19 protein-coding genes and 1 pseudogene are annotated in these 22,227 nt (G+C 40.8%); 10 read left to right on the top strand and 10 right to left on the bottom strand.

Annotated elements, in window-relative coordinates:
- Positions 1-159 precede the first annotated feature (159 nt).
- Complete coding sequence (gene ppsA, locus EAE89_RS18915; RefSeq protein ID WP_054476091.1) at positions 160-2,538, bottom strand: phosphoenolpyruvate synthase; 2,379 nt, start codon at positions 2,536-2,538, stop codon at positions 160-162.
- Between the two features lie 216 nt (positions 2,539-2,754).
- Here ppsA and ppsR point away from each other — a divergent pair, with 216 nt between their 5' ends.
- From ppsR to EAE89_RS18880, 7 genes are all read left to right on the top strand, one after another.
- Positions 2,755-3,618, top strand: a complete 864-nt coding sequence (gene ppsR / locus EAE89_RS18910; RefSeq protein WP_054476093.1) for a posphoenolpyruvate synthetase regulatory kinase/phosphorylase PpsR — start codon at positions 2,755-2,757, stop codon at positions 3,616-3,618.
- A gap of 262 nt (positions 3,619-3,880) precedes the next feature.
- On the top strand, positions 3,881-4,927 hold the full coding sequence (locus EAE89_RS18905; protein WP_214086409.1) for a 3-deoxy-7-phosphoheptulonate synthase: 1,047 nt from the start codon (positions 3,881-3,883) through the stop codon (positions 4,925-4,927).
- 320 nt (positions 4,928-5,247) lie between these two features.
- Positions 5,248-7,335, top strand: a complete 2,088-nt coding sequence (locus EAE89_RS18900) for a TonB-dependent hemoglobin/transferrin/lactoferrin family receptor (RefSeq protein ID WP_054476094.1) — start codon at positions 5,248-5,250, stop codon at positions 7,333-7,335.
- 32 nt (positions 7,336-7,367) lie between these two features.
- On the top strand, positions 7,368-8,441 hold the full coding sequence (locus EAE89_RS18895; RefSeq protein ID WP_054476096.1) for a hemin-degrading factor: 1,074 nt from the start codon (positions 7,368-7,370) through the stop codon (positions 8,439-8,441).
- Entirely contained in the window at positions 8,438-9,256 is an 819-nt protein-coding gene (locus EAE89_RS18890; RefSeq protein WP_054476097.1) for a heme/hemin ABC transporter substrate-binding protein, read from the top strand. The genes EAE89_RS18895 and EAE89_RS18890 overlap by 4 nt, the downstream gene beginning before the upstream one ends.
- Positions 9,253-10,254 (top strand): FecCD family ABC transporter permease, encoded by a 1,002-nt coding sequence (locus EAE89_RS18885; RefSeq protein ID WP_054476099.1) that lies wholly within the window; start codon positions 9,253-9,255, stop codon positions 10,252-10,254. The genes EAE89_RS18890 and EAE89_RS18885 overlap by 4 nt, the downstream gene beginning before the upstream one ends.
- Complete coding sequence (locus tag EAE89_RS18880; RefSeq protein ID WP_054476101.1) at positions 10,254-11,048, top strand: heme ABC transporter ATP-binding protein; 795 nt, start codon at positions 10,254-10,256, stop codon at positions 11,046-11,048. Before EAE89_RS18885 ends, EAE89_RS18880 begins: the two co-directional genes overlap by 1 nt.
- A gap of 60 nt (positions 11,049-11,108) precedes the next feature.
- On the opposite strand, the gene EAE89_RS18875 is transcribed toward EAE89_RS18880, so the two are convergent.
- Positions 11,109-11,723: a hypothetical protein gene (locus EAE89_RS18875; protein WP_054476103.1), complete on the bottom strand. Its 615-nt coding sequence runs from the start codon at positions 11,721-11,723 to the stop codon at positions 11,109-11,111.
- A 262-nt stretch (positions 11,724-11,985) separates the two neighbouring features.
- Between EAE89_RS18875 and EAE89_RS18870 the strand changes: the two genes are divergently transcribed.
- The gene (locus EAE89_RS18870) at positions 11,986-12,351 is read left to right on the top strand and encodes a helix-turn-helix domain-containing protein (RefSeq protein ID WP_054476106.1); all 366 of its coding nucleotides are present in this window, start codon (positions 11,986-11,988) and stop codon (positions 12,349-12,351) included.
- A 761-nt stretch (positions 12,352-13,112) separates the two neighbouring features.
- Here the strand turns inward: EAE89_RS18870 and EAE89_RS18865 are convergent.
- From EAE89_RS18865 to EAE89_RS18840, 6 genes are all read right to left on the bottom strand, one after another.
- A complete protein-coding gene (locus EAE89_RS18865) occupies positions 13,113-13,505 on the bottom strand; it encodes a hypothetical protein (RefSeq protein ID WP_214086403.1) in 393 nt (130 codons plus the stop codon).
- A gap of 465 nt (positions 13,506-13,970) precedes the next feature.
- Positions 13,971-14,426, bottom strand: coding sequence for a hypothetical protein (locus EAE89_RS18860; protein ID WP_054476108.1), 456 nt, complete (start codon positions 14,424-14,426; stop codon positions 13,971-13,973).
- Positions 14,427-15,163: 737 nt separating this feature from the next.
- The gene (locus EAE89_RS18855; protein ID WP_214086402.1) at positions 15,164-16,438 is read right to left on the bottom strand and encodes an efflux RND transporter periplasmic adaptor subunit; all 1,275 of its coding nucleotides are present in this window, start codon (positions 16,436-16,438) and stop codon (positions 15,164-15,166) included.
- Positions 16,431-17,927, bottom strand: coding sequence for a TolC family protein (locus EAE89_RS18850; RefSeq protein ID WP_054476113.1), 1,497 nt, complete (start codon positions 17,925-17,927; stop codon positions 16,431-16,433). The genes EAE89_RS18855 and EAE89_RS18850 overlap by 8 nt, the downstream gene beginning before the upstream one ends.
- Complete coding sequence (locus tag EAE89_RS18845; protein ID WP_083451864.1) at positions 17,920-19,113, bottom strand: ABC transporter permease; 1,194 nt, start codon at positions 19,111-19,113, stop codon at positions 17,920-17,922. Before EAE89_RS18845 ends, EAE89_RS18850 begins: the two co-directional genes overlap by 8 nt.
- 1 nt (position 19,114) lies before the next feature.
- A complete protein-coding gene (locus EAE89_RS18840; protein WP_235525389.1) occupies positions 19,115-19,852 on the bottom strand; it encodes an ABC transporter ATP-binding protein in 738 nt (245 codons plus the stop codon).
- Between the two features lie 316 nt (positions 19,853-20,168).
- On the opposite strand from EAE89_RS18840, the gene EAE89_RS18835 reads away from it, so the two are divergent.
- Entirely contained in the window at positions 20,169-20,585 is a 417-nt protein-coding gene (locus EAE89_RS18835; protein WP_054476116.1) for a flagellar protein FlhE, read from the top strand.
- 54 nt (positions 20,586-20,639) lie between these two features.
- Here EAE89_RS18835 and EAE89_RS18830 read toward each other — a convergent pair whose 3' ends face one another.
- Positions 20,640-20,969 carry a hypothetical protein gene (locus EAE89_RS18830; protein WP_054476118.1) on the bottom strand — a complete coding sequence of 110 codons (330 nt, stop codon included), beginning with the start codon at positions 20,967-20,969 and terminating at the stop codon, positions 20,640-20,642.
- 613 nt (positions 20,970-21,582) lie between these two features.
- On the opposite strand from EAE89_RS18830, the gene EAE89_RS18825 reads away from it, so the two are divergent.
- Positions 21,583-22,107 (top strand): YrpD family protein, encoded by a 525-nt coding sequence (locus EAE89_RS18825; RefSeq protein WP_214086401.1) that lies wholly within the window; start codon positions 21,583-21,585, stop codon positions 22,105-22,107.
- 4 nt (positions 22,108-22,111) lie between these two features.
- Here EAE89_RS18825 and EAE89_RS18820 read toward each other — a convergent pair.
- Positions 22,112-22,227 (bottom strand): annotated as a pseudogene (locus EAE89_RS18820) (IS630 family transposase); the annotation flags it as partial.

Genomic DNA, 22,227 nt, shown 5'->3' with positions numbered 1-22,227 from the left:
TTATATTGCTGTGTGTAGTCTTTGCCTATCGAGCCCACGATAGGCTTTTTTTTACTATTTTCGTCCTTCGCCAAAATAATGTCATCCGTTGCTCTAACCATTAAAGAAACCCGCCATTATTTTGACGGGCTTCCAAACTCAACTGTGTATTATTCGCAGTTAACTCTCTTTAGCTAATCCTAACCAAGTTTTTACAACAGTATCTGGATTTAATGACAAGCTATCAATCCCCTCTTTCATCAACCAGTGCGCAAAGTCCTGATGGTCTGAAGGCCCTTGACCACAAATTCCCACATATTTGTTTTGACGCTTGGCCGCCTGAATAGCTAACGAAAGCATAGCCTTAACCGCATCATTACGTTCATCAAATAGTTCAGATACCACACCGGAATCCCGGTCTAAGCCAAGAGTAAGTTGAGTCATATCGTTAGAACCAATAGAGAAACCATCAAAGTGTTCAAGGAACTGTTCTGCCAGAATTGCGTTGGACGGGATCTCGCACATCATAATGACTTTCAATCCATTTTCACCACGCCTTAATCCTTGCAATGCCAGCTCAGTAACAACAGCTTCAGCCTGAGCGACAGTACGCACAAATGGGATCATAATTTCAACGTTTGTCAGCCCCATATCATTACGTACACGTTTAACCGCTTCACATTCTAATGCAAAACAATTACGGAAATTGTCAGAAACATAACGTCCCGCGCCACGGAACCCCAGCATAGGATTCTCTTCATCAGGTTCATAAATGTCGCCACCAACCAAGTTAGCATATTCATTGGATTTAAAGTCAGACAGACGAACAATAACCCGTTTCGGCCAAAATGCAGCCGCCAGAGTAGCGATCCCTTCAGTCAGGCGCCCAACATAAAATTCAACCGGATTGTCATAACCCGCCATCAGAGATTTTATCTCTTGCTGTAATTCCGGGGTTTGCTGATCAAATTCCAATAATGCGCGGGGATGAACACCAATCATCCGGTTAATAATAAACTCCAAACGAGCAAGACCTACACCTTCATTCGGTAAACGGGCAAAATCAAATGCACGGTCTGGGTTACCAACGTTCAACATAATTTTCACATCAAGCTCAGGTAATTGATCTACCTGAGAGCTTTGCACCGTGAAATCCAATTGATTCTGATAAACAAAACCGGTATCACCTTCCGCACAGGAAACCGTCACCTGCTGATTTTCTTTCAAACGTTCTGTTGCATCACCACATCCAACAACTGCCGGTATTCCCAACTCGCGAGCAATAATTGCCGCGTGGCAGGTGCGGCCACCACGATTAGTTACAATTGCAGCCGCCTTTTTCATAATAGGTTCCCAATCCGGATCAGTCATATCAGTGACTAAAACATCACCCGGTTGGATACGCTCCATTTCATTTAAGTTATGGATAACTTTTACTATACCTGAACCAATACGATGACCTATGGCACGTCCTTCCACTAATACCTGACCTCGTTCATTCAGTTGGTAACGTTCCATAACCTGCTGGTTTGAGCGGACAGTCTCAGGGCGAGCCTGAACAATGTATAACTTGCCATTATGACCATCTTTGGCCCATTCAATATCCATTGGACGACCATAATGTTTTTCAATCAACAACGCCTGACGAGCCAGCATTTCGACTTCTTCATCAGTTAAAGAGAAACGATTGCGTTGTGATTCTGGCACATCTTCGATACGTACTTGCTTACCATGCTCTTTATTATCAGCGTAGATCATATGCAGCTTTTTAGAGCCAAGATTGCGGCGAACAATTGCTGGCTTACCTTTATTCAGCGTTGGCTTATGAACATAGAATTCATCCGGGTTTACTGCCCCCTGAACAACCATTTCACCCAAGCCGTAAGCCGAGGTAATAAATACAACCTGATCAAATCCTGATTCAGTATCAATAGTGAACATCACACCAGACGAGGCGAGATCAGAACGAACCATACGTTGTATACCCGCTGACAGAGCAACCCCTCGATGGTCATAGCCCTGATGGACACGATAGGAAATGGCACGATCATTAAACAATGAAGCAAATACATGCTTAATAGCAATCATCACAGCATCAATACCTTGTACGTTCAAAAAAGTTTCCTGCTGACCAGCAAAAGAAGCATCTGGCATATCTTCAGCAGTTGCAGAAGAACGTACAGCAAAAGAGGCTTCTGGCTCCCCGTCGGACAATTGTTGATAAGCATCTTGGATATCTTTTTCCAACTGCGGAGTAAATGGCGTATCTATCACCCATTGGCGAATTTGTGCCCCCGCTTTAACCAGTTGATTTACATCATCAACATCGGTTTCATCCAGTAAATTATAAATACGCTGATTGACGCCGCTTTGTTCCAGAAAATCATTAAATGCCCGTGCTGTCGTAGCAAAACCATTCGGGACAGAAACCCCCAATTCTGACAGATTCGTGATCATTTCTCCCAGGGAGGCGTTTTTACCACCCACCCGGTCAACATCATGCATACCTAATTGGTTATACCAAAGCACATTACACGGGGTGAGGTCATTATTGGGCATTAAAACAATCCTTTTAACATTCATGGGGTACAAGTTGGAAAATGGGTACTGCACTTAGCAGTCGTAAATAGACTAACACAATGTTTTGACACACATAGAAAGGTGAATCGATCAACCAAACAATATTATTTTTTTGCAGGTATAATCTGTAAAAAACCGATATCCAGCTTCGCTTAACTGAACAATTTACAAAGACAAAAGGCCACTATAAATATCATGACAAAATCCAGACTAGAAATATCAGGAGAAAATAACAATGTTGAACGCACCGTTTTCTTTATTTCCGATGGAACAGCAATTACCGCAGAAGTATTGGGTCATGCAGTATTATCGCAATTTCCTATTAAAGTAACCTCACACACGCTCCCTTTTGTTGCAAGTGAAGATCGCGCAAAAGAAATAAAGCAACAAATAAACCAAATATATCAAGATACGCGTATAAGACCTTTAGTTTTCTATTCTATTATCTCTTCTGGAGTGAAAAATATTATTACCAGTAGTGAAGGATTTTGTCAGGATATTGTCCAAACACTAGTCGCTCCATTACAGAAAGAAACCGGATTGGAACCAAAACCTGAACTTAACCGCACCCATGGTCTGACGGAGCAGAATCTCAGCCAGTATGATGCACGCATAGCCGCTATTGATTATGCTCTGGCACATGATGATGGTATCTCTTTACGCAATCTTGACCAAGCGCAGGTTATTCTACTAGGCGTATCTCGCTGTGGAAAAACCCCTACCAGCCTCTATTTAGCCATGCAATTTGGTATCCAGGCGGCAAATTATCCTTTTACTGCGGACGATATGGATAATTTGCAACTACCTGCAACATTAAAACAATTTCAGCATAAGTTATTCGGTTTAACTATAAGCCCTGAACGACTGGCCGCTATTAGGGAAGAACGCCGAGAAAATAGCCGTTATGCATCATTAAGGCAATGTAGAATAGAAATTTCTGAAGTTGAAGCTTTATTCCGTAAGAATAAGATTAATTATCTTAATACCACCAATTATTCTGTTGAAGAAATCTCGACCAAAATAATTGACATAATGAAGCTAAAACGCCGAATGTTTTAAGAACATATCAATATGAATAATTGAAAAAAACTTATCATATGACTAACTATATTGTTTGTTCGATTTAGTCATTTTCGTTTATTGTAATTTCAATTATCCATATATACCCAATAGATTTCAATTTGCAGCGCGGCGGCAAATGAACGCATCCTCAGGAGCATAGATAACGATGTGACTGGGGTAAGTGAACGTAGCCAACAAAGCAGCAGCTTGAAAGATGAAAAGTATAAACGCTAGTGTGAAACAAACATTGAGAAAATATATGTCCAGAACAGATGGTTTAAGGACTCATCACGTCGATAGTCTGGTAACACCTCAAGCTCTTACGATTCAATTTTCTGTATCCGAAAAAATCGCCAATAATGTGACAACGTCACGAAAACGTATTGAAGCCATTTTATCGGGTAATGACCCACGGCTTATGGTTATCGTCGGTCCCTGTTCTATTCATGATATTAATGCTGCTTTAGATTATGCTCATCGACTGAATACATTACGTGAAAAATACCAGCATAGACTAGAAATTGTTATGCGTACTTATTTTGAGAAACCACGCACAGTCGTGGGCTGGAAAGGTCTTATTTCAGATCCAAACCTCGACGGCTCCTGTCAGGTTAATCGTGGTATTACCCTAGCCAGGAAATTATTGGTTGACGTCAATGAGTTGGGTTTACCCACTGCAACTGAATTTCTTGATATCGTGACCAGCCAATATATTGCTGATCTGATTAGCTGGGGAGCCATCGGTGCCAGAACAACTGAAAGTCAGATTCACCGGGAAATGGCATCAGCACTCTCCTGCCCGATTGGTTTTAAAAACGGAACTGATGGTAACACTCGTATCGCAATAGATGCCATCCGGGCAGCCAATGCCAGTCATACATTCTTATCACCGGATAAGCATGGTCAAATGACTATCTATCAAACCGAAGGCAATCCACACGGTCATATCATTATGCGTGGAGGTAAACAACCCAATTACAGTGCCGGAGATATTGCCTCAACTTGTGATCAACTACGTGAATTTGATTTACCGGAGCATTTAGTCGTCGATTTTAGCCATGGCAATTGTCAAAAAACACACAAACGCCAACTGGATGTAGCAAAAGAGGTAGGTCAACAGATCCAGAATGGCTCTACGGCGATTGTCGGTGTGATGGCTGAAAGCTTTCTGGTTGAAGGTTCTCAAAAAATCATTCCTGGACAACCACTGAATTATGGTCAATCTATCACAGATCCTTGCCTGAGCTGGAAAGATACAGAACAACTTATTGAAATTCTTGCCAAAGCAGTGAATTCTCGCTTCTGAATCTTTTCCTGAGTTAGCCTTTTTGATTTATAAAAGGCTAACTGACAATACATTAATAAATTGCATTAATATATTGATCCTGAACGTTAAAAATATTACTTGAAGTCATCCCCCCATATAACGATAATGATTCTCAATATGATAATAGTTAGTATTCTCTAATCGGATCTATGACTGAAAATTCCACTAATTTCGCCAAACTAAAACCGATAAACTAATATTAACTAAATATAAAGACAACCCAGCCAGCCCCCAGAACATGTATCAGGGCAGCTAGCTATATCCATAAATCACAAAATATTATTATAGGGATTCGTCTGATGTCTCAATCTGCGAAATCAACACTTAAATTATCAGTACTAAGCCTGGCAATTATCAGTAGTATTCCGACTGTTTATGCAGCAACAAAATCGCCCGATTCCGAAAGCGATAAATCATCCCACGATGTGATAACGGTTTATGCAACGGGTAATGAAAGGGATAGTTTCGAAGCACCCATGATGGTGACAGTGATAAATAATAAATCAGCACAAAGTCAGACAGCTGGTAATGCCAACGATCTCATCAGAAAAATACCCGGCATTAATATAGCTGGTACAAACCGTGCTAACGGACAAGATGTTAGCCTGCGTGGTTATGGCCCACAAGGCGTTTTGACATTGATTGATGGTATCCGTCAAGGTACAGATACCGGTCATATTAATGGTACGTTCCTGGACCCAGCATTAATTAAACAAGTCGAAGTTGTACGCGGTCCTTCAGCTCTGCTCTACGGCAGTGGTGCTTTAGGCGGTGTTATCGCTTATCAAACTGTAGATGCGGCAGATCTTCTGCAAACAGGTCAAGATCATGGATTCCGCGTTTTTGCCCGCGGTGCAACCGGTGACCATAGCATGGGTTTTGGCGGTGCAACTTTCGGCAAAACAGAATCTCTGGATGGCTTATTTGCATTCAGTACGCGTGATGCAGGTAATATCCGCCATAGCAATGGTTTGACGGCTGATAACGATGAATTTATCAGTAACCTAATAGCGAAAGGTAGTTGGAAAATTGATGAAAACCAGTCCCTAAGCAGCCAGTTACGCTATTACCGTAATGAAGCTAATCAACCTAAAAATCCACAAACGCTCATCGGGAAAAATGACCGGCCTAACTCGTGGGCTGACCGAACAACAGCTCAGCGTGATGCCCAACTCAGCTACCAGTTAAATCCATCAGAATATGACTGGTTAAATGCCAAGGCTGATCTTTATTATTCAGATGTCACGATTGATGTCCGCACTAAAGAAAAAGGGTTCGAAGGCCGCGAGCAGAAAACCTATGGCGTAAAACTGGAAAACCGCTCCCGCCTGTGGACAGACAGCCCATTAGCGCATCAATTTACTTACGGTGGTGAAACTTACCAACAGAAACAAACCCCTGGGGGCAACACAGATAGCTTCCCAGATGCCGATATCCGCTTTTATTCCGGTTGGGTACAAGATGAAATAACCTTACGCGACCTGCCAGTATCTATTATCGCCGGTACTCGCTACGACAATTATAAAGGAACCAATTCTAAATATAAGGATGTTAGCGCAGATAAATGGTCTTCCAAAGGTGCTATCAGTATCACACCAACTGATTGGTCAATGCTATTTACCTCTTACGCTCAGGCTTTCCGAGCGCCGACAATGAAAGAAATGTATAACGATTCTAGGCACTACCCAATGGGTCCAGGAATGAATAACGACTGGATACCTAACCCTAATCTCCGTCCAGAAAGTAACACAACATGGGAATCTGGTTTTGGACTACGTTTCGGTAACCTGTTAGCAGAAAATGATGAACTGAAATTCAAAGCCAGCTATTTTGATACCAAAGCTAAAGATTATATTAAGTTAGAGCTTATTAACCCGCTTAAGAAAAAATCAGGTGAGATAGTTAAATTACCATCAGGTGATCCAATATACCTGAACACAACATCTACTAATGTACCCAGTGCCAAAATCTGGGGTTGGGATATCTCTATGAACTATGAATCCAATCTATTCTCCTGGGAACTGGCTTACAACCGCACTGAAGGTAAAGATGAAAAGAGCGGTTATTCTCTTAATAACCTTAGCCCAGATACTATTACCAGCATATTGGATATCCCCATTGCACAGACCAGTTTTTCTGTAGGCTGGGTAAGTCAATTCACAAATCATACTGATTTCAAAGGCAAAGACGACAAAGGTAACGATCCCAAACAACAAGCCGGCTATGGGATTAATGACTTTTATGTCAGTTATCAAGGCGAAGGAATGTTAAAAGGTGTGACCACTACGGCAGTTCTAGGCAACGCCTTTGATAAAGAATACTACTCACCACAGGGAATACCGCAGGATGGCCGCAATGCCAAACTATTGGTCAGTTACCAGTGGTAATTTAATGCACTGTATTTTTAAGGAGTTAAACTGTGAATTCATCACTTTATGAGCGTTACCTACAAGCCAAAGCTGATAACAAAGCCAAATATGCCCGCGATCTGGCTGCTTATCTGAATGTCAGTGAAGGTGAGTTATTGCACAGCCGTGTTGGTGTAGATGCCAAACGTCTTGACATTGATGCCCCCACTTTGCTGGAGGAGCTGGCTGTTGTTGGCGAAACTAAAGCAATTACCCGCAATGATTTTGCCGTTCATGAACAAATTGGCCGGTATGAAAATACACGTTTCAGCAGCCATGCCGGGCTAATCCTAAATCCTCGTGAACTCGATTTACGGATATTTTTTAATCATTGGGGCAGTGTATTTTATCTGGTTGAACCAGCGAAAAATGGTATGCGCCACAGCATCCAGTTTTTTGATCATCAAGGTGATGCTCTACATAAAGTTTATGCCACAAGTAATACTGATATGGCAGCCTGGGAAGCACTGATCGAAAAATACCAGACAGAAGAAAACCCAGCTCTGGTTATCAAACCTGTAGAAGAAACTGGTCATTCAGTTATAACAAATGAACTGAAAACGCAGCTTGATGAAGAATGGCGTGCTATGACTGATGTTCATCAATTCTTCATTATGCTTAAACACCATAACTTGAGCCGTCAGCAAATTTTTAATGCCGTACAGGACGATCTGGCCTATAGAGTGGGAAATTCTGCCCTGAGTGAGATCATTAGTGCCGCTCATAGCGATCAAAACGAAATTATGATTTTTGTCGGCAACCGTGGTTGCGTACAGATCTTCACTGGCAAGCTGGAACGCCTGATGCCATATCAGGAAGAAAACTCAGATCAAAAATGGATTAATATCTTTAACCGCAATTTCACACTACATTTAATAGAGAGTGCTATTGCTGAGAGTTGGGTAACTCGCAAACCGACGACTGATGGTTTCATCACCAGCCTTGAATTATTTGATGCTAATGGCAATCAAATTGTTCAATTGTTTGGTCAGCGCACCGAAGGCACTCCTGAACAAACTAAGTGGCGTGAGCAAGTGGCTGCTCTGCCAAAATTACAACCAGTACAGGAAGAGCGTGTAGCATGAAACAATGGCTTCTAACATTTGTCCTTGTGGTATCGTTCAGTGCTTTTTCCACTGAGCGAATCGTTACTATTGGTGGCGATGTATCTGAAATTGTTTTTGCACTTGGTGAAGGTGAAAAAGTTGTCGCCAGAGACAGCACCAGCCTGAAACCAACAGAGTTGCTTTCTTTACCGGATATCGGCTACATGAGGATGCTTAATCCTGAGGGCATTCTTTCTATGCATCCGACACTGGTTCTGACCAGCGAGCTGGCAAAGCCTTCACTAGCTCTTAAGCAAATCCAAGATTCTGGCGTAGAAGTTATTCAGATAACCGGAAAAGCATCGTTAGAAGCCATTCCTGAAAAAATTAAGACCGTCGCCAAGGCGGTCAATCAAGATGAACGTGGTGAACAACTGATTCAGCAATATCAAAAAGAACTGGCAAAAATACCCACAACCAAATTATCAACCCGTATCCTATTTGTTATGAGTCACGGAGGAATCATGCCAATGGCTGCCGGGCAGAAAACCGCAGCTGATAAGATGATCCGTGCTATTGGCGCGACCAATGCCATGCAAGGCTTCAACAATTACCGCCCACTTTCTCAAGAAGGTGTTATTGCCAGCGCACCAAATTTATTACTGGTGACTGAGGATGGCATCAAGTCAATGGGCGGTTTAGATAAAATCTGGCAATTACCCGGATTGAAACACACCCCAGCAGGTCAGAAACAACAAGTTTTAATTGTAGATGATATGGGACTGCTTGGTTTTGGCCTCAAAACCCCCACCGTGATGAAACAGCTAAGACAGGCGGCGGAGAAAGCTCAATGAGCCGTATGAAATCTCCAGGATTGGGGGTGGCGCTTCTTTGTCTGTTACTATCTGGGTTAGCTATTGGCTCTGCCAATATGGGCGCATTATCACTATCTTTTAAGACATTGTGGGAAACGTCTATCAGCGATCCTCAGTGGCAAATCTGGCTAAACATCAGATTGCCAAGAGTATTATTAGCGATACTCGTTGGCTGTGCTTTAGCGGCTTCCGGTGCTGTGATGCAAGGACTATTTCGTAACCCATTAGCAGATCCTAGCTTACTCGGTATCAGCAGCGGTGCTGCATTGATGGTTGCCGTGGTCATTGTTCTGCCATTTAGCCTACCATCTGCAATTGCTGTATATGGGCATATTATTGCGGCCTTTATTGGTAGTATATTGATTTCACTACTGATTTTTTCACTGAATAAATATAGCTATGGAAATCTGGCTCGTTTATTGTTAGCCGGGATTGCTATCAATGCACTCTGTATGTCTGCTATTGGTGTCCTAAGCTATGTCAGTGACGATCAACAACTACGGCAATTCTCTTTATGGATGATGGGATCACTTAGCCAAATAGAATGGCCAACTCTGGCAATTGCTGCTTCTTTGATTATTCCAGCCACCATCCTCACTTTCAGTCAGGCACGTAAACTAAATCTACTGCAACTAGGAGATGAAGAAGCCCATTACCTTGGTATTAATGTCCAGCGCACCAAATTCCAGTTATTACTACTCAGCGCTCTACTTATTGGTAGTGCCGTTGCATTAAGTGGTGTCATTGGGTTTATCGGGTTGGTTATCCCGCATCTGATCAGAATGCAGTTTGGGGGCGATCATAACTGGCTACTTCCCGGTGCTGCGTTGGGTGGAGCATCTCTTCTGCTTACCGCAGATACATTAGCAAGGACATTGGTTTCCCCGGCAGAAATGCCTGTTGGTCTAATCACTGGTTTAATCGGCGGTCCATATTTTTTATGGCTGATACTCAAACAGCCAGGGAGCCGCACATAATGGATACAATAAGGAATAATATTTTTCTGCAAGCGAAAAATCTCAGTTATTCGATTGGCAATCAGAAAATAATTGATAACGTTTCACTCTCTGTAAATAAAGGTGAGGTTGTCGCCATTATCGGGCCAAACGGAGCAGGGAAATCCACATTATTGCGGCTATTAACGGGATACATAAAGCCTGAATATGGGCAATGTTATTTGCATGGAATGCCTATCGAGCAATGGTCAGCTCAACAGTTAGCTCGAACCCGTGCTGTCATGCGTCAATATAATTCACTCTCCTTCCCCTTTAGTGTGGAAGAAGTTATTGCTATGGGACGCTCCCCTCATGGTATTCATCACAAACAAATAGCAATTGATACGGTTATTGAGCAAACAGATTGCCAGGAGTTACGCCACCGCGACTATCGGCAATTATCTGGTGGTGAACAGCAAAGAGTACAATTGGCCCGTGTACTTGCCCAACTCTGGCACCCAACACCAACGGAATGTTGCTTATTTCTTGATGAACCGACATCAGCTTTAGATCTCTACCACCAGCAGCATACGTTACGTCTGCTTTACCGGCTGACTCGGGAACAACCGATGGTCATGTGCTGTGTTCTACATGATCTAAATCTCGCCGCTCTCTACGCAGATAAAATATTTTTGCTACATAAAGGGGAGCTGGTCGCAGCAGGTACACCAGAAGATGTGCTGAGTGATAAGATTCTAAGGAAATGGTATCAAGCCGACCTGGGTATCACCCGCCATCCTGAAACCCAGCAGCCTCAGATTTATCTGAGGCAATAACGACAAAAGCTAACAGGCAAATTATTTCCGTAATTTGCCTGCCTTATTTTTCCACTTATTCTATTTACGAAGCTTTATTGCATCAGGTAGATACCAGAAAGTTGAAATCAGGCACAAGCAATAACCCAAAAGCTCACACCCTTCTTCAACCATATTTTTTGCAGTGCGATCAAAATGTTCCTGCATTAAACCTTGCCATAATTCCCCCATGCCAAACAGGCGGGAAAAAACTAACACACACAAAATACCCGCAGCCATCATGCCGTAACTTTGATGACGAGCAAAATGAGCAAGCCCCACTAACGTATCTTTACCTCTGCGAACAGCATAAAAAATACAAATCAACGCCAATGGAATGGCTATCCACGCCCAAGCACCATGAAATATTTCATCAAATATGGAGTCTAGTTCTCTTATCAACAAACAGGCAAAAAAACCAGATATCAAAATTAAGGCAGGACGTAATTTGCTATTCTTCCTTGCTTCCCGAAGAAATACAGCAGAAATAACAAACAGTATACTCTCCTGAGAAATTTCAGTTAATGAATTCTCCTTCACTGCATTCTGCAAATAGATAACATCGATAAAAAGTAAGCCTATTACTATGGACAAGATCAGAGCATACAGGATGAAAAATACCAATTTTTTAGCTAAAAAGGCCAAATCCGATTGCATTACAACCTCCTTTAAATTGAACGACGAGCGATGATACTAATTTAAATAAATTGATGGAGAGCATTTGATGCTACTTATTATTAAAATGAAGAAAATTTTTATAAATGATAATAATTATCAATTATAAATAGCATTTTTTGCCTATCGATATTTTCAAATTATTTTAAAATACACCAATTAATAACCTAAGTTATTATCATCATGAAAATAACTAACAAACTCTAATATTTTAGCAACTAGCCCACCTTAGTGGGAGGTGAAAATGTCAGAAATTGTCGTAAACGATATTATCAGGTGGCTTGAAACTCAGCTTCAGTGTAATGAAGGTATAAAAATAGATACCATTGCCGACAGAAGCGGTTATTCAAAGTGGCACCTGCAAAGAGTGTTTAAAGAGGTACAAGGCTGTACTTTAGGTGAATACGTTCGCAAACGGCGTTTACATGAGGCAGCAAGATCTCTGCGTGAAGGAAACCTACCGATCCTTGATATTGCCTTACAGTATGGTTTTAGTTCTCAGGCAACATTTACCCGAATCTTCAAAAAGCACTTTAATACCACACCTGCCAAATTCAGAGAGAATGGTAACCTACCTGAATTCAAGTACTTCTTAGGTTATGAGCGATAATCGATTTCCTAATAACTTTATTGGCAGTATTCTCTAATGGTCAATAGTTCATTGACCATTCTTCTCTTATACTATACCCCTCATCTTTCAAGTTGCTGCTTTGTTGGCTACGTTCACTTACCCCAGTCACATAGTTATCTATGCTCTTGAGGATGCATTCACTTGCCGCCGCGCTGCAATTTGAAATCTATTGGTATATCTGAACTAACGCCCCCAATAAGATATGAATAAGATGGTTAATATAATTTAAAAACAAAAACATTTTCATACAATTCACAACTATAATATATGGTGTTTTTATTCAATCAGTAGGATCGTTTTCACTATCAGCAGGCAGATAATAAACAATCAAAAATATTAAAACACTGTTCCTAAAGTTCAATGTATTTTCAGTTATTAAAGAAGTAAAAACCCTGAAGACTAAACATCAGGGTTTTTATTTAGAATTAATTCCAATTTACTATTTATCCCAATATACCTGTTATCTTTCAAGTTGCCTCTTTGTTGGCTGCACGGTCACATAGTTATCTATGCTCCCGGAGATTCGCTCCCTTACCGTCGCGATCCATCTTGAAATCTATTAGGTATAGACGTTATTTTTCAGAAAACCTGAACACTGTCCAAGTTTAAAATTGAAAATAAAATAACATAATGAGATAGATCTTTAATGCCTTTAACGCAAATAATAACGAATAATATTTTCTATAGGAATTCTTACTCCTGTAATATCTTACTATCATTCCTAATTTTTACCGCCCTTATCATCCTCCAGTTCCACCACCAGTTCCACCACCAGTTCCGCCGCCAGTTCCACCGCCAGTTCCACCGCCAGTTCCGCCGCCAGTTCCCTTATCACTCTGAATTAATACACCATTGATATATCCATGTTTATTATATTCATATCCGGTAGTTCTAAGAGTAACCTTTTTGGAATTAAGGTGTGCAAGAAGCAAAGTTATTAGACTACCATTTCCTTGATAACCCCCGTCAGAGTTATCCAGTAGAAAATCCCGTGAAGTACCTTTGTCATCAATAATGACTACATGAACATTGTTTCTGGCTATTTCCGGAGCAATTTGAATGGAGGACACAGTTACATCAGAAATCGACACATTAGGGGCAACTATGTCATTAGAATTATTTTGATCAATCATAATATCTTATTCCTTATAAAATTAGGTTCATACCAAGTTACGAATATAGAAATTTATATTACACCAAAAAACTCAACTAATTTATCAACATCCATATTAAACCATCATAATCCATAAATTTATAAAAAATAAAAAAACTTTACAACTTTAAAAATAGTTTAGAACCATTAATTCGTCAATAAAATACCAAAGAAAATCAAACTAAAAAAAATAAACATTTAACATTAATTTATAACAACAAATTAAATTACTTTATGTTTTTTTATTTTTAACGTAGTGCTAACACACCTCATATATTTTGTTATTTACACCTAGCATTATAATAAATAAAAAACCTCCTAATGATAATCACTAATAATTATATAATTAGCGAAAATTAAAAAATAACCAGCTGATATTTAAATAAATATAATAGAAACAATATGAGCCAGATATCTCTAATAAAATAATCTGACTCATTATTTATTACTTCATAGTAAATTCAACTAACCATTCGTAAGTCGCAAAATTAATAGAGGTGATAGTCGCATTGCAAATAGCACCACCGCTCGGAGTTGCCCCCTTATTCCACTTAGGCAATTTAACACCATTGACATATGTATTAATGAAAGTAGTCGAAAAAACACAAGTCTTATTTCCAATTTTATATCGCACAATCGCATAATTTCCATCAGGTGAAATCGGGCTTTGAACCCGATAAAGATCAGACTCACCTTGCCTTACGCTAGCCTTGGGCTTGGATAATGCATTTACCTGTGTACTGACTTCATTATTAGTAACGATGGTATAAACAGCATCAGCGCTACCCGGCGCACCGAGATGCTTAAATGTAACTGTTACGGCTGGTCCTGCATGAGCAATACCCGCAGCAGCTAAGGAAGCAGTTGCAAACAGGGCCAACAACGATTTACGTACTAACATTTAGATATTTTCCTTATGTTGTTTAGAGTGGCTTACTGCATTTTGATACAACTTTTTTTTCTACAAGATCACTTAGAGCACGATATATGTACCAACCATATAAAGTTAATTTCCGCTTTATACCTGTTATCTTTCAAGTTGCCTCTTTGTTGGCTGCACTCACTCACCCCGGTCACAGAGTTCTCAGGGCGGGATCTCACATTTTCTATATGGTTATTGTGGATAAAAACAACCCTCTACTAGCTCAATAAATGTTCATGCCAGATATCAAAACCTATCAATAAAATCGTATTGAATGTGAGAAATTATCAATATCTGCGAAATGTATAATTTTTACGCAAAGTAGAATCCCGCCCTGCAGAGTTCTCTATGACATAGTTCTCTATGCTCCCGGGGATTCGCTCCCTGGCCGTCGCGATACATCTTGAAATCTATTGGGTATATATATTTATAATATAGACCATGTTCATCAGAATTTATTCAGAGAGGTAAAATATTCTCAGTTATAAAATCTACAGATACTTTTACCTGAGGAATATAGAGATAAATAGGTAGAAATTATTTCGTGGTAAAATTAAATCTTCCCAATGGATATTAATATTTACTTATAGCAACATCCAGAATTTAAATTTTGGCAGTGTAAATATATCAAAGTAAATTAGTTGCAACGAACAGTTTTAATATAAACAATGGTACCAAAACTGGATTACCCATACACCATTAGGCCAAATCAATCATTATTGCACAGGAATTTCGACATAGCCTGCTTCCAGCCCGATTACTTCTACCCCCTGAGGAACAGCATATCCTGGCGTCACCGTAATCTGTTGCACTGGATCGTGTAATTCTCGTCGATAGGTGACAAAAGTCTGCCCGTCAGGACCTGTACGTAATGCATCCGTTGGCACCGCTAAGCCATGTTCATTACGATACGTGACAATAGCCAGTTTCGCACTCATGTTCAGACGAATACGCTGTCGTTGCTCAAGTGTTAATGGATCAATCGCGACCAACACGTCATAAGTTACACCAGCCCCCTGAGATTCGGTTGAACTCCCCTGTACGCCAATTGTCTTAATCTGCCCTTGCAAGGACAACCCAACAAAACCCTCTCCTGTGATCTGAACCGGCATTCCTTCATATAATTGATGTAGATCTGCCTCTTCAATGCGAGCCACCGCCTGAACTTGCTCCAAATTGATTATCCCAAAAAGCGGCGTTCCCTGAGTTACCCGTGTCCCTTTTTGAATAGATAACGTTTTATCTGACTCGGCAACAAGAGGACGGACAACAATTCCGTCAAAAGACGAAACCAGTTCCCGTTGCGCTTTCTGAGCTTGAAGTGCTTGATAACGGGATTGAGCATTGGCTAATTCCATATCAGCAATCTGCCGATACTCACCGGTGCCTTTGTCCAGCGTAGCTTGTAGTTCCACCTTAGCCGCAGCAAGGTCGAGCCGTTGAACTTTGACCTGCTGCTCCAGTGTATCAACCTCCATACGGGCAACGATGCCTCGTTCAAACAAAACTCGAGTATCAGTCAGTTTGCGTTCAGTATCATTCAGGCTTAGCTGAGCATTGGTTAAAGCCCTACGTGCTCTGGCAACATCCTGGCTGTTCTTCCAATCCGCTAAATCCTGTACGGCTCGCTGGGCTTTCAGCAATTCTGTAAGTGCCTGTCGCAACTGAATATCCAGTTGTGCAGTATCAAGGCTCAATAATGGTTGTCCACGCTTAACTCTCTGACCTTCTATCACCACCACCTCGGCGATAATTCCGTCGAACGGCGCAGTAATAGTCAAACTGGTGGCGGCCTGGATGCGGCCAACTAAACCCAGATGGTTTTCTAACAGTTGGGGTTCAACACGTACCCATTGCTTCGGTAATGATGTATTAGTTGGAGAGGGAAAAAAAACATAGGCAATAGTTGCCCCAGTAACTAGAATCACAGCGAATACCACAAGCCAATGAATGTTATATCTGAAACGAGCAAGTGCCCTGATTTTAATCATTAAGTGCAATATCCCAACTCCCCAGAGTAGTACCTAGTGTTTCATCCAACTCCGCCTGTGCATTTAGATAAGCAATCAATGCATTAAGACGAACATTCTCAGCGTTGCGCAGATCAGTTTCAAAGCTTAATACCTGAAAGTTGCTGGAGCGGCCTACCGTCAATTTTTCACGTTCAATTTCCAGCTTACGCCGGGATAAGTCCAAAGCACGCTGTGCTATCTCGTATTGACGCCAGCGTGTACCAATATCACGTGCGGCATTACCTACATCACGCTCCAGTGACTGTTTTGCTTCAGTAAGACGGATATCCTGATTCTGCACATCAACCTGCGCCCGCACTTCCGCCTGGCGCTGACTCAAATCCCCTATAGGTATCTCCACTTGGACACCCGCGTAATTTTCCCAATTACGAGAACTATTTGATCCTGTTCGATCACGGACTTGACTGGTCCTGCCAACCAAAGAGACATCCCATAAGCGATCATTACGAGCAACTATCAGGTTTATCGCCGCCTGTTCTGCGGTAATCAATTGAGTGAGGTATGAGGGTTGATGTTCTTGTGCCAAATGTTGCGCCTGGAGGAGATTGATATCTATGCGTTTAGCCTCCAGTTTGTCAGTTGCTTTTACTTGGGTTTGCAAGTCCAAAGCAAGTAAACGTAGTAACTCTAATCGACTGGTATCCAGTTGATTGGCTGCTTCCTCAGCAGCCAATTCTTGCATGGCAACCTCAGCCTCAGTCTGGACAATTTCAAAGGCCGCCATTCTGCCCGCTGCAATCATGGCTTTGTTCACTTCCAGCAATTGGCGCGACCGTTCCAGAGCATCACGCGCAATTTGCAATTGTTCTTGCGCACGCAGCAATTCACGGTAAGCCATAATAACCTGTGTGATAGTCTGGGATACTGTCGCTTTCAGGTTCAGGCGATTTATCTGTTCCATCATTTGAGCAAGACGTACAGGTGCTGTAGCCACATCTTTGCCAGCACCTTTCAACAGAGGCTGAATGACAGAAAAAGAAACACCATCATTACGATTACGACCAGCATTGTTTGCCCATGTTGTTCGGCTCGTCCATGACAAACTAAATTGGGTACCATATTCTCCAAGCATTGTAGATGTAGGCATAATCTCGCTCTGGCGGTAACGATCACTTTGATTACGGACAACAGCATAACGACTATTAAGCAACAACTTGGGCGTAAAACGATCCTCAGCAACCCGCAAATCGAATTTCTGGGCAATGCGATCCAAATAAGCACTGCGGATAGAACGATTGTTTCGTAATCCCAAATAGATCGCATCACCAAGCGTTATATCAATAGTCTGTTGGCTAAGAGAAATTGTATTTGTTGCAGACATTGTACTTGTTATAGATATAGTTGCCTGTGACGGAACCAGCTGCTCCGCTAAGAGCGGTTTCACAGGCAAGGCTATTACCAGTCCAATGACAGCCCCCATAATACGTAGGAAAATTTGGCTAATCATCACGAAGTGCCTCTATAGGTTGTAACTTAGCAGCAGCCAACGCCGGATTAATGCCAAAAAACAGACCAATCACTAATGAACTGGCAATACCCAGAGGCACAGAGAATAAGGATAACGTAAATACCCAGCCAGAAAATTTTACGAACAGGTACCCAGCAGCCACTCCCAACAATGAACCCACTATTGCACCGGCGATTGCCAAAGTAGCAGCTTCCAGCATAAAAAGTATACCGATATCAATGGGTCTGGCACCCAGAGCCATACGAACACCAATCTCACGCCTGCGTTCCGAAACATTCATCAGCATGACATTCATGACACCCACACCGCCCACCAACAACGAAATGCCTCCCAAACCAGCAAGCAAATAAGAGAATGTTTTAGTCTGGCGCGTCAATCCATCAAGCAATTGTTGCGGGATTTGAACTTCGACATTACGACCTTTTGATAATGAAACAAGATAGTTACGCAATAATACAGCGTCACTGTTTAACGTTGTTGTTGTGTCACGTGTTTTGGCAATGACGCTGCCAATTTCTGGAGCAGGCCGCAACCGTCTCATTCCCTCAATAGGCAGTATCACAGAATCATCAACAGAGACAGGAAGTAAAGGGTTCGCCCCCTGAACAGCGAGAATGCCTATCACCTCAAACAGATAATCCCCAATTTGTAGTTGGCTGCCTACCTGGACCTTTGACTGTTTCGCTATATCTGCACCAATTACGGTATAAGTCGTCTGACGATCATAGTCCGATAAAAAACGTCCCTGCTCGATTTGTAAATCAAGCACCCCAGCCAGATCGGAGGATGTACCCGTAATATTCGTATCGATCCCTTGCCCCTGAAAACGAATACGAGTTGAATGTAATGTGATAGGCGCAGCATATACGATAGTCGGTAATACACGAGTCAGTGCTTGAATATCCAATGTAGATGGTGCGGGTTTAGCATCGACGCCGGGAATAAAACTAAAATGAGCGACCAGAATATTGCTTCCCATACTTTTAAAAGTGCTAATAGCTTCATTAGCAGCGTTGTAACCAATGTTCAAAAGTGCAATAACTGAAGCACATCCGACAGCAATACCAAGCAAAGCAAGTAAGGATCGCCTTCCCAGAAGACGCAGACTATCCAACGACTCACGCAATGCTTGCGCGAGAGAAAGACCGTGACGACCAGAATTCATGTTAAGCATCGAATATCGGCAGATCAGTTTCGGAAATTCGCCCATCTTTGACATACAAACAGCGCTGCATATTTTTAGCTATTTCCCCATCGTGTGTAACCATGACGAGCGTAGCACCCTGCTCACGGTTTAATGACAGAAGGAGTGTCATGATATCGCGTGCCGTGACACTATCGAGATTGCCTGTTGGTTCATCAGCCAAAATGAGAGAAGGCTTGCCGACCAAGGCTCGGGCGATAGCAACACGCTGCCGTTGCCCACCAGAAAGATCTGCCGGACGATGGTGAATACGATTAGCCAAGCCAACCAACTCAAGCTGGTATTGCGCTTCCTTCCGGGCTAGTGAACGTGAATATCCACGATATAACAATGGCAGCGCCACATTATCCAATGCCTGCATTCTGGGAAGTAAATTAAAACTCTGGAATACGAAGCCTATTTCCTGGTTTCTTATTTTCGCCCGCTCATCAGAAGTCACTTTTGTTACATTAACATCATTAAACTTAAAACATCCAGAAGTTGGCTGATCCAGCAAACCAAGGATATTAAGCAAAGTACTTTTACCCGAGCCGGAAGCGCCGAGAATAGCACAACTTTGCCCACGCATTATAGTAAATGATATTTTATCAAGTACGGTGTGATACTTTTCACCCATACGATAGGATCGACAAATATTTTCCATGTAAATCAAAGATTCCAGACACTGGGAAGTCGTGATTGTCATGTTTGATTTATTCATCGTTTTTCACATCCATTAAATGTTTCACTGACTCCATTTAATCGTTTAATCAGGTTTATATCATGGGACGAATCTCTTGTAAAAGATTGCTGCCTGAGCATGGCATAAAAACAGCAAACATTAAAAACAGATTAGACTTACTTAACAAAAAATCAGATTTCCCGTTGCATTTAAAGATTATCCCATCCAAATTAATCGTGCCTCCTTTGGCATATAGTGAATATTTTTATGAAAGTTCAAGAGAAAAAGGGCGCGAGATCGAAATATATCTCTAAGTTCTCGCAATAGAAAATTATCAGATATTGGGGTAATCGCTATGAAATTAAAAAGAATCTTTGGAATCGGCAGCGCATTACTGTTAATGATGTTTTCGCAAACTGGGTTTGCGGCAAGTGGAAGCTATCAATCTTCGGTCACCCTACCAACGATATATTCCAGAAACTTCACAGAAACGGCTTATCTTCCTGTTGTCGGATCTCCACCCGCGGCGGGCAGTATTAACAATGTATCTTGGACTTGGAACGTCGTTGGATGGCCTCAAGGATTGTCTGTTTATCTTTGCCAAGGAAGTACCAGCAATTGCATAGATATATCACGCGTTCGAAGAATGTCGACAACTGCATTCAATAATAGAAGCCCAGCACAACAGTTCTTTTATGCTATGAGTGTTGCAAGTGGTGGAACAGTACCAGTGGCAGGTCAAACCGGAGAAATTATTGTCAGTTGGCAGTAATATTTCAATTGTTCTCCAAAAATTGCCGCCAGCATTATAAGCGGCAATTCTCATCTAATTTACTTTGAATATTTGGTATAGTTTGAGAAATATATACCCAATAGATTTCAATTTGCAGTGCGGCGGCAAGAGAACGCAGCCAATATTGGCATTACCAAAGCTAGTCAGCGCTGTCCAGTTAATTGCAGGAAAGTCAACGCTATAGACTTCTGGCAAAGATAATGTGAACACGTTTTTTAAACCTCGCGTTATTTGTTCAGTTAACGATAATTGCGTTCCATGACCATAACTGTTGGATTGCCCAAGTATGATAAGTAGCAGGGCATCATTAGGTGCCCATGCAGGACAGTTTATTTCAGGAGAATGCAGTTGTTTATCTCTCATCAGTTTTCCTCTCACGAGGATTTAAATTATTGGATTAGTTCTACTCGCAAAAATATAATTGATTTCTGGAAAAGAAAATAATTCCTGATTAATCAATCATATTTATGGCACGAAAAAATTTTCTTTATATATTAATTTTATATTTCTCACTCCAAATTAAATTAAATTAAATTAAATTAAATTAAATATAATTAATTATTAACTTGCGATTTTTATCATCTTACCCTCTTCCTTTAAAATATAAATATGATATTATTCTTCACAAATAAAATAATACTTCATAATATATTTTTCTTTGGATCACAACATACTGAATTATAATAACCATTGCTCCTCTTATTAAAAATATACTTATTAACCAAATCCAGAAAATTAAAATATCACTTATAAAAACAACTTGGTTTAACAAATAATATCTAAGTTTTTTTGTCATAAAGACAAATAAAAATGTTTTTTATTTCATTCTGCTCTAGTGGTATTTTATTTATGAACAAAAGTCCATTTAAAAATATATCTTACGCAATGGAAAATCACCATATTAAATTAAAACAATCTTATCAATAAGATTTGAATTTATGACTAACTTTAAATACATATCAATGAGGAAAATAACATGATTAGATTTAAAAATAAGTTGCCTGTGGGAGAAAATATCGTGCTTACTCGTAGAAAATTCACGAATATTGCATTAGCCAGTATAATTGCAGTTAATATCTTCTTGATAATTCACGCCCATGAAGTTAAAGCAACTGAAGCACAATCACTCTCACAAATATCACATCTTAATGAAAACACTATTACCAATGGTATCGGAGGAAGAGCAATTATTAATAATACAGGATCTATTCTAATCACAAAAATAGCCCTACCAGAGATTAAAGAAGGATCTTCCTTTAAAGCAGAAGGTGGAACACTATATGTATATTCTGGTTTTTCTGGTCAAGTAGAATCAGATATTGGCTTTCAATATAGTACTACCTATAATGTATGGAAACCAATTATGAAAGTAGGAAGCCGTGGCCAAGAAACTGTTCAATATATTGAAGGAAAAGATAATTTTACTTATACAAATGGTTTTAAACCTGGTAGTGAAGTACAACTTACAATATATAAAAACCTAAATGGCGCAACTAAATAAGGTTTCATAATAGTGCTACACCCATTCTTTGTCTTCCTGGTTTTTGCTGTGATGAAAACGATGCCAAAAAGGCATCAACATAATTAATCAACTGCCACATAAATTGACAGCTATGATTTC

The organism is Photorhabdus heterorhabditis (genome assembly GCF_018448905.1).
Taxonomy (GTDB): domain Bacteria; phylum Pseudomonadota; class Gammaproteobacteria; order Enterobacterales; family Enterobacteriaceae; genus Photorhabdus; species Photorhabdus heterorhabditis.
The sequence above is the reverse complement of the archived record's forward strand: the minus strand, read 5'-3'. Positions and strand labels throughout refer to the sequence as shown.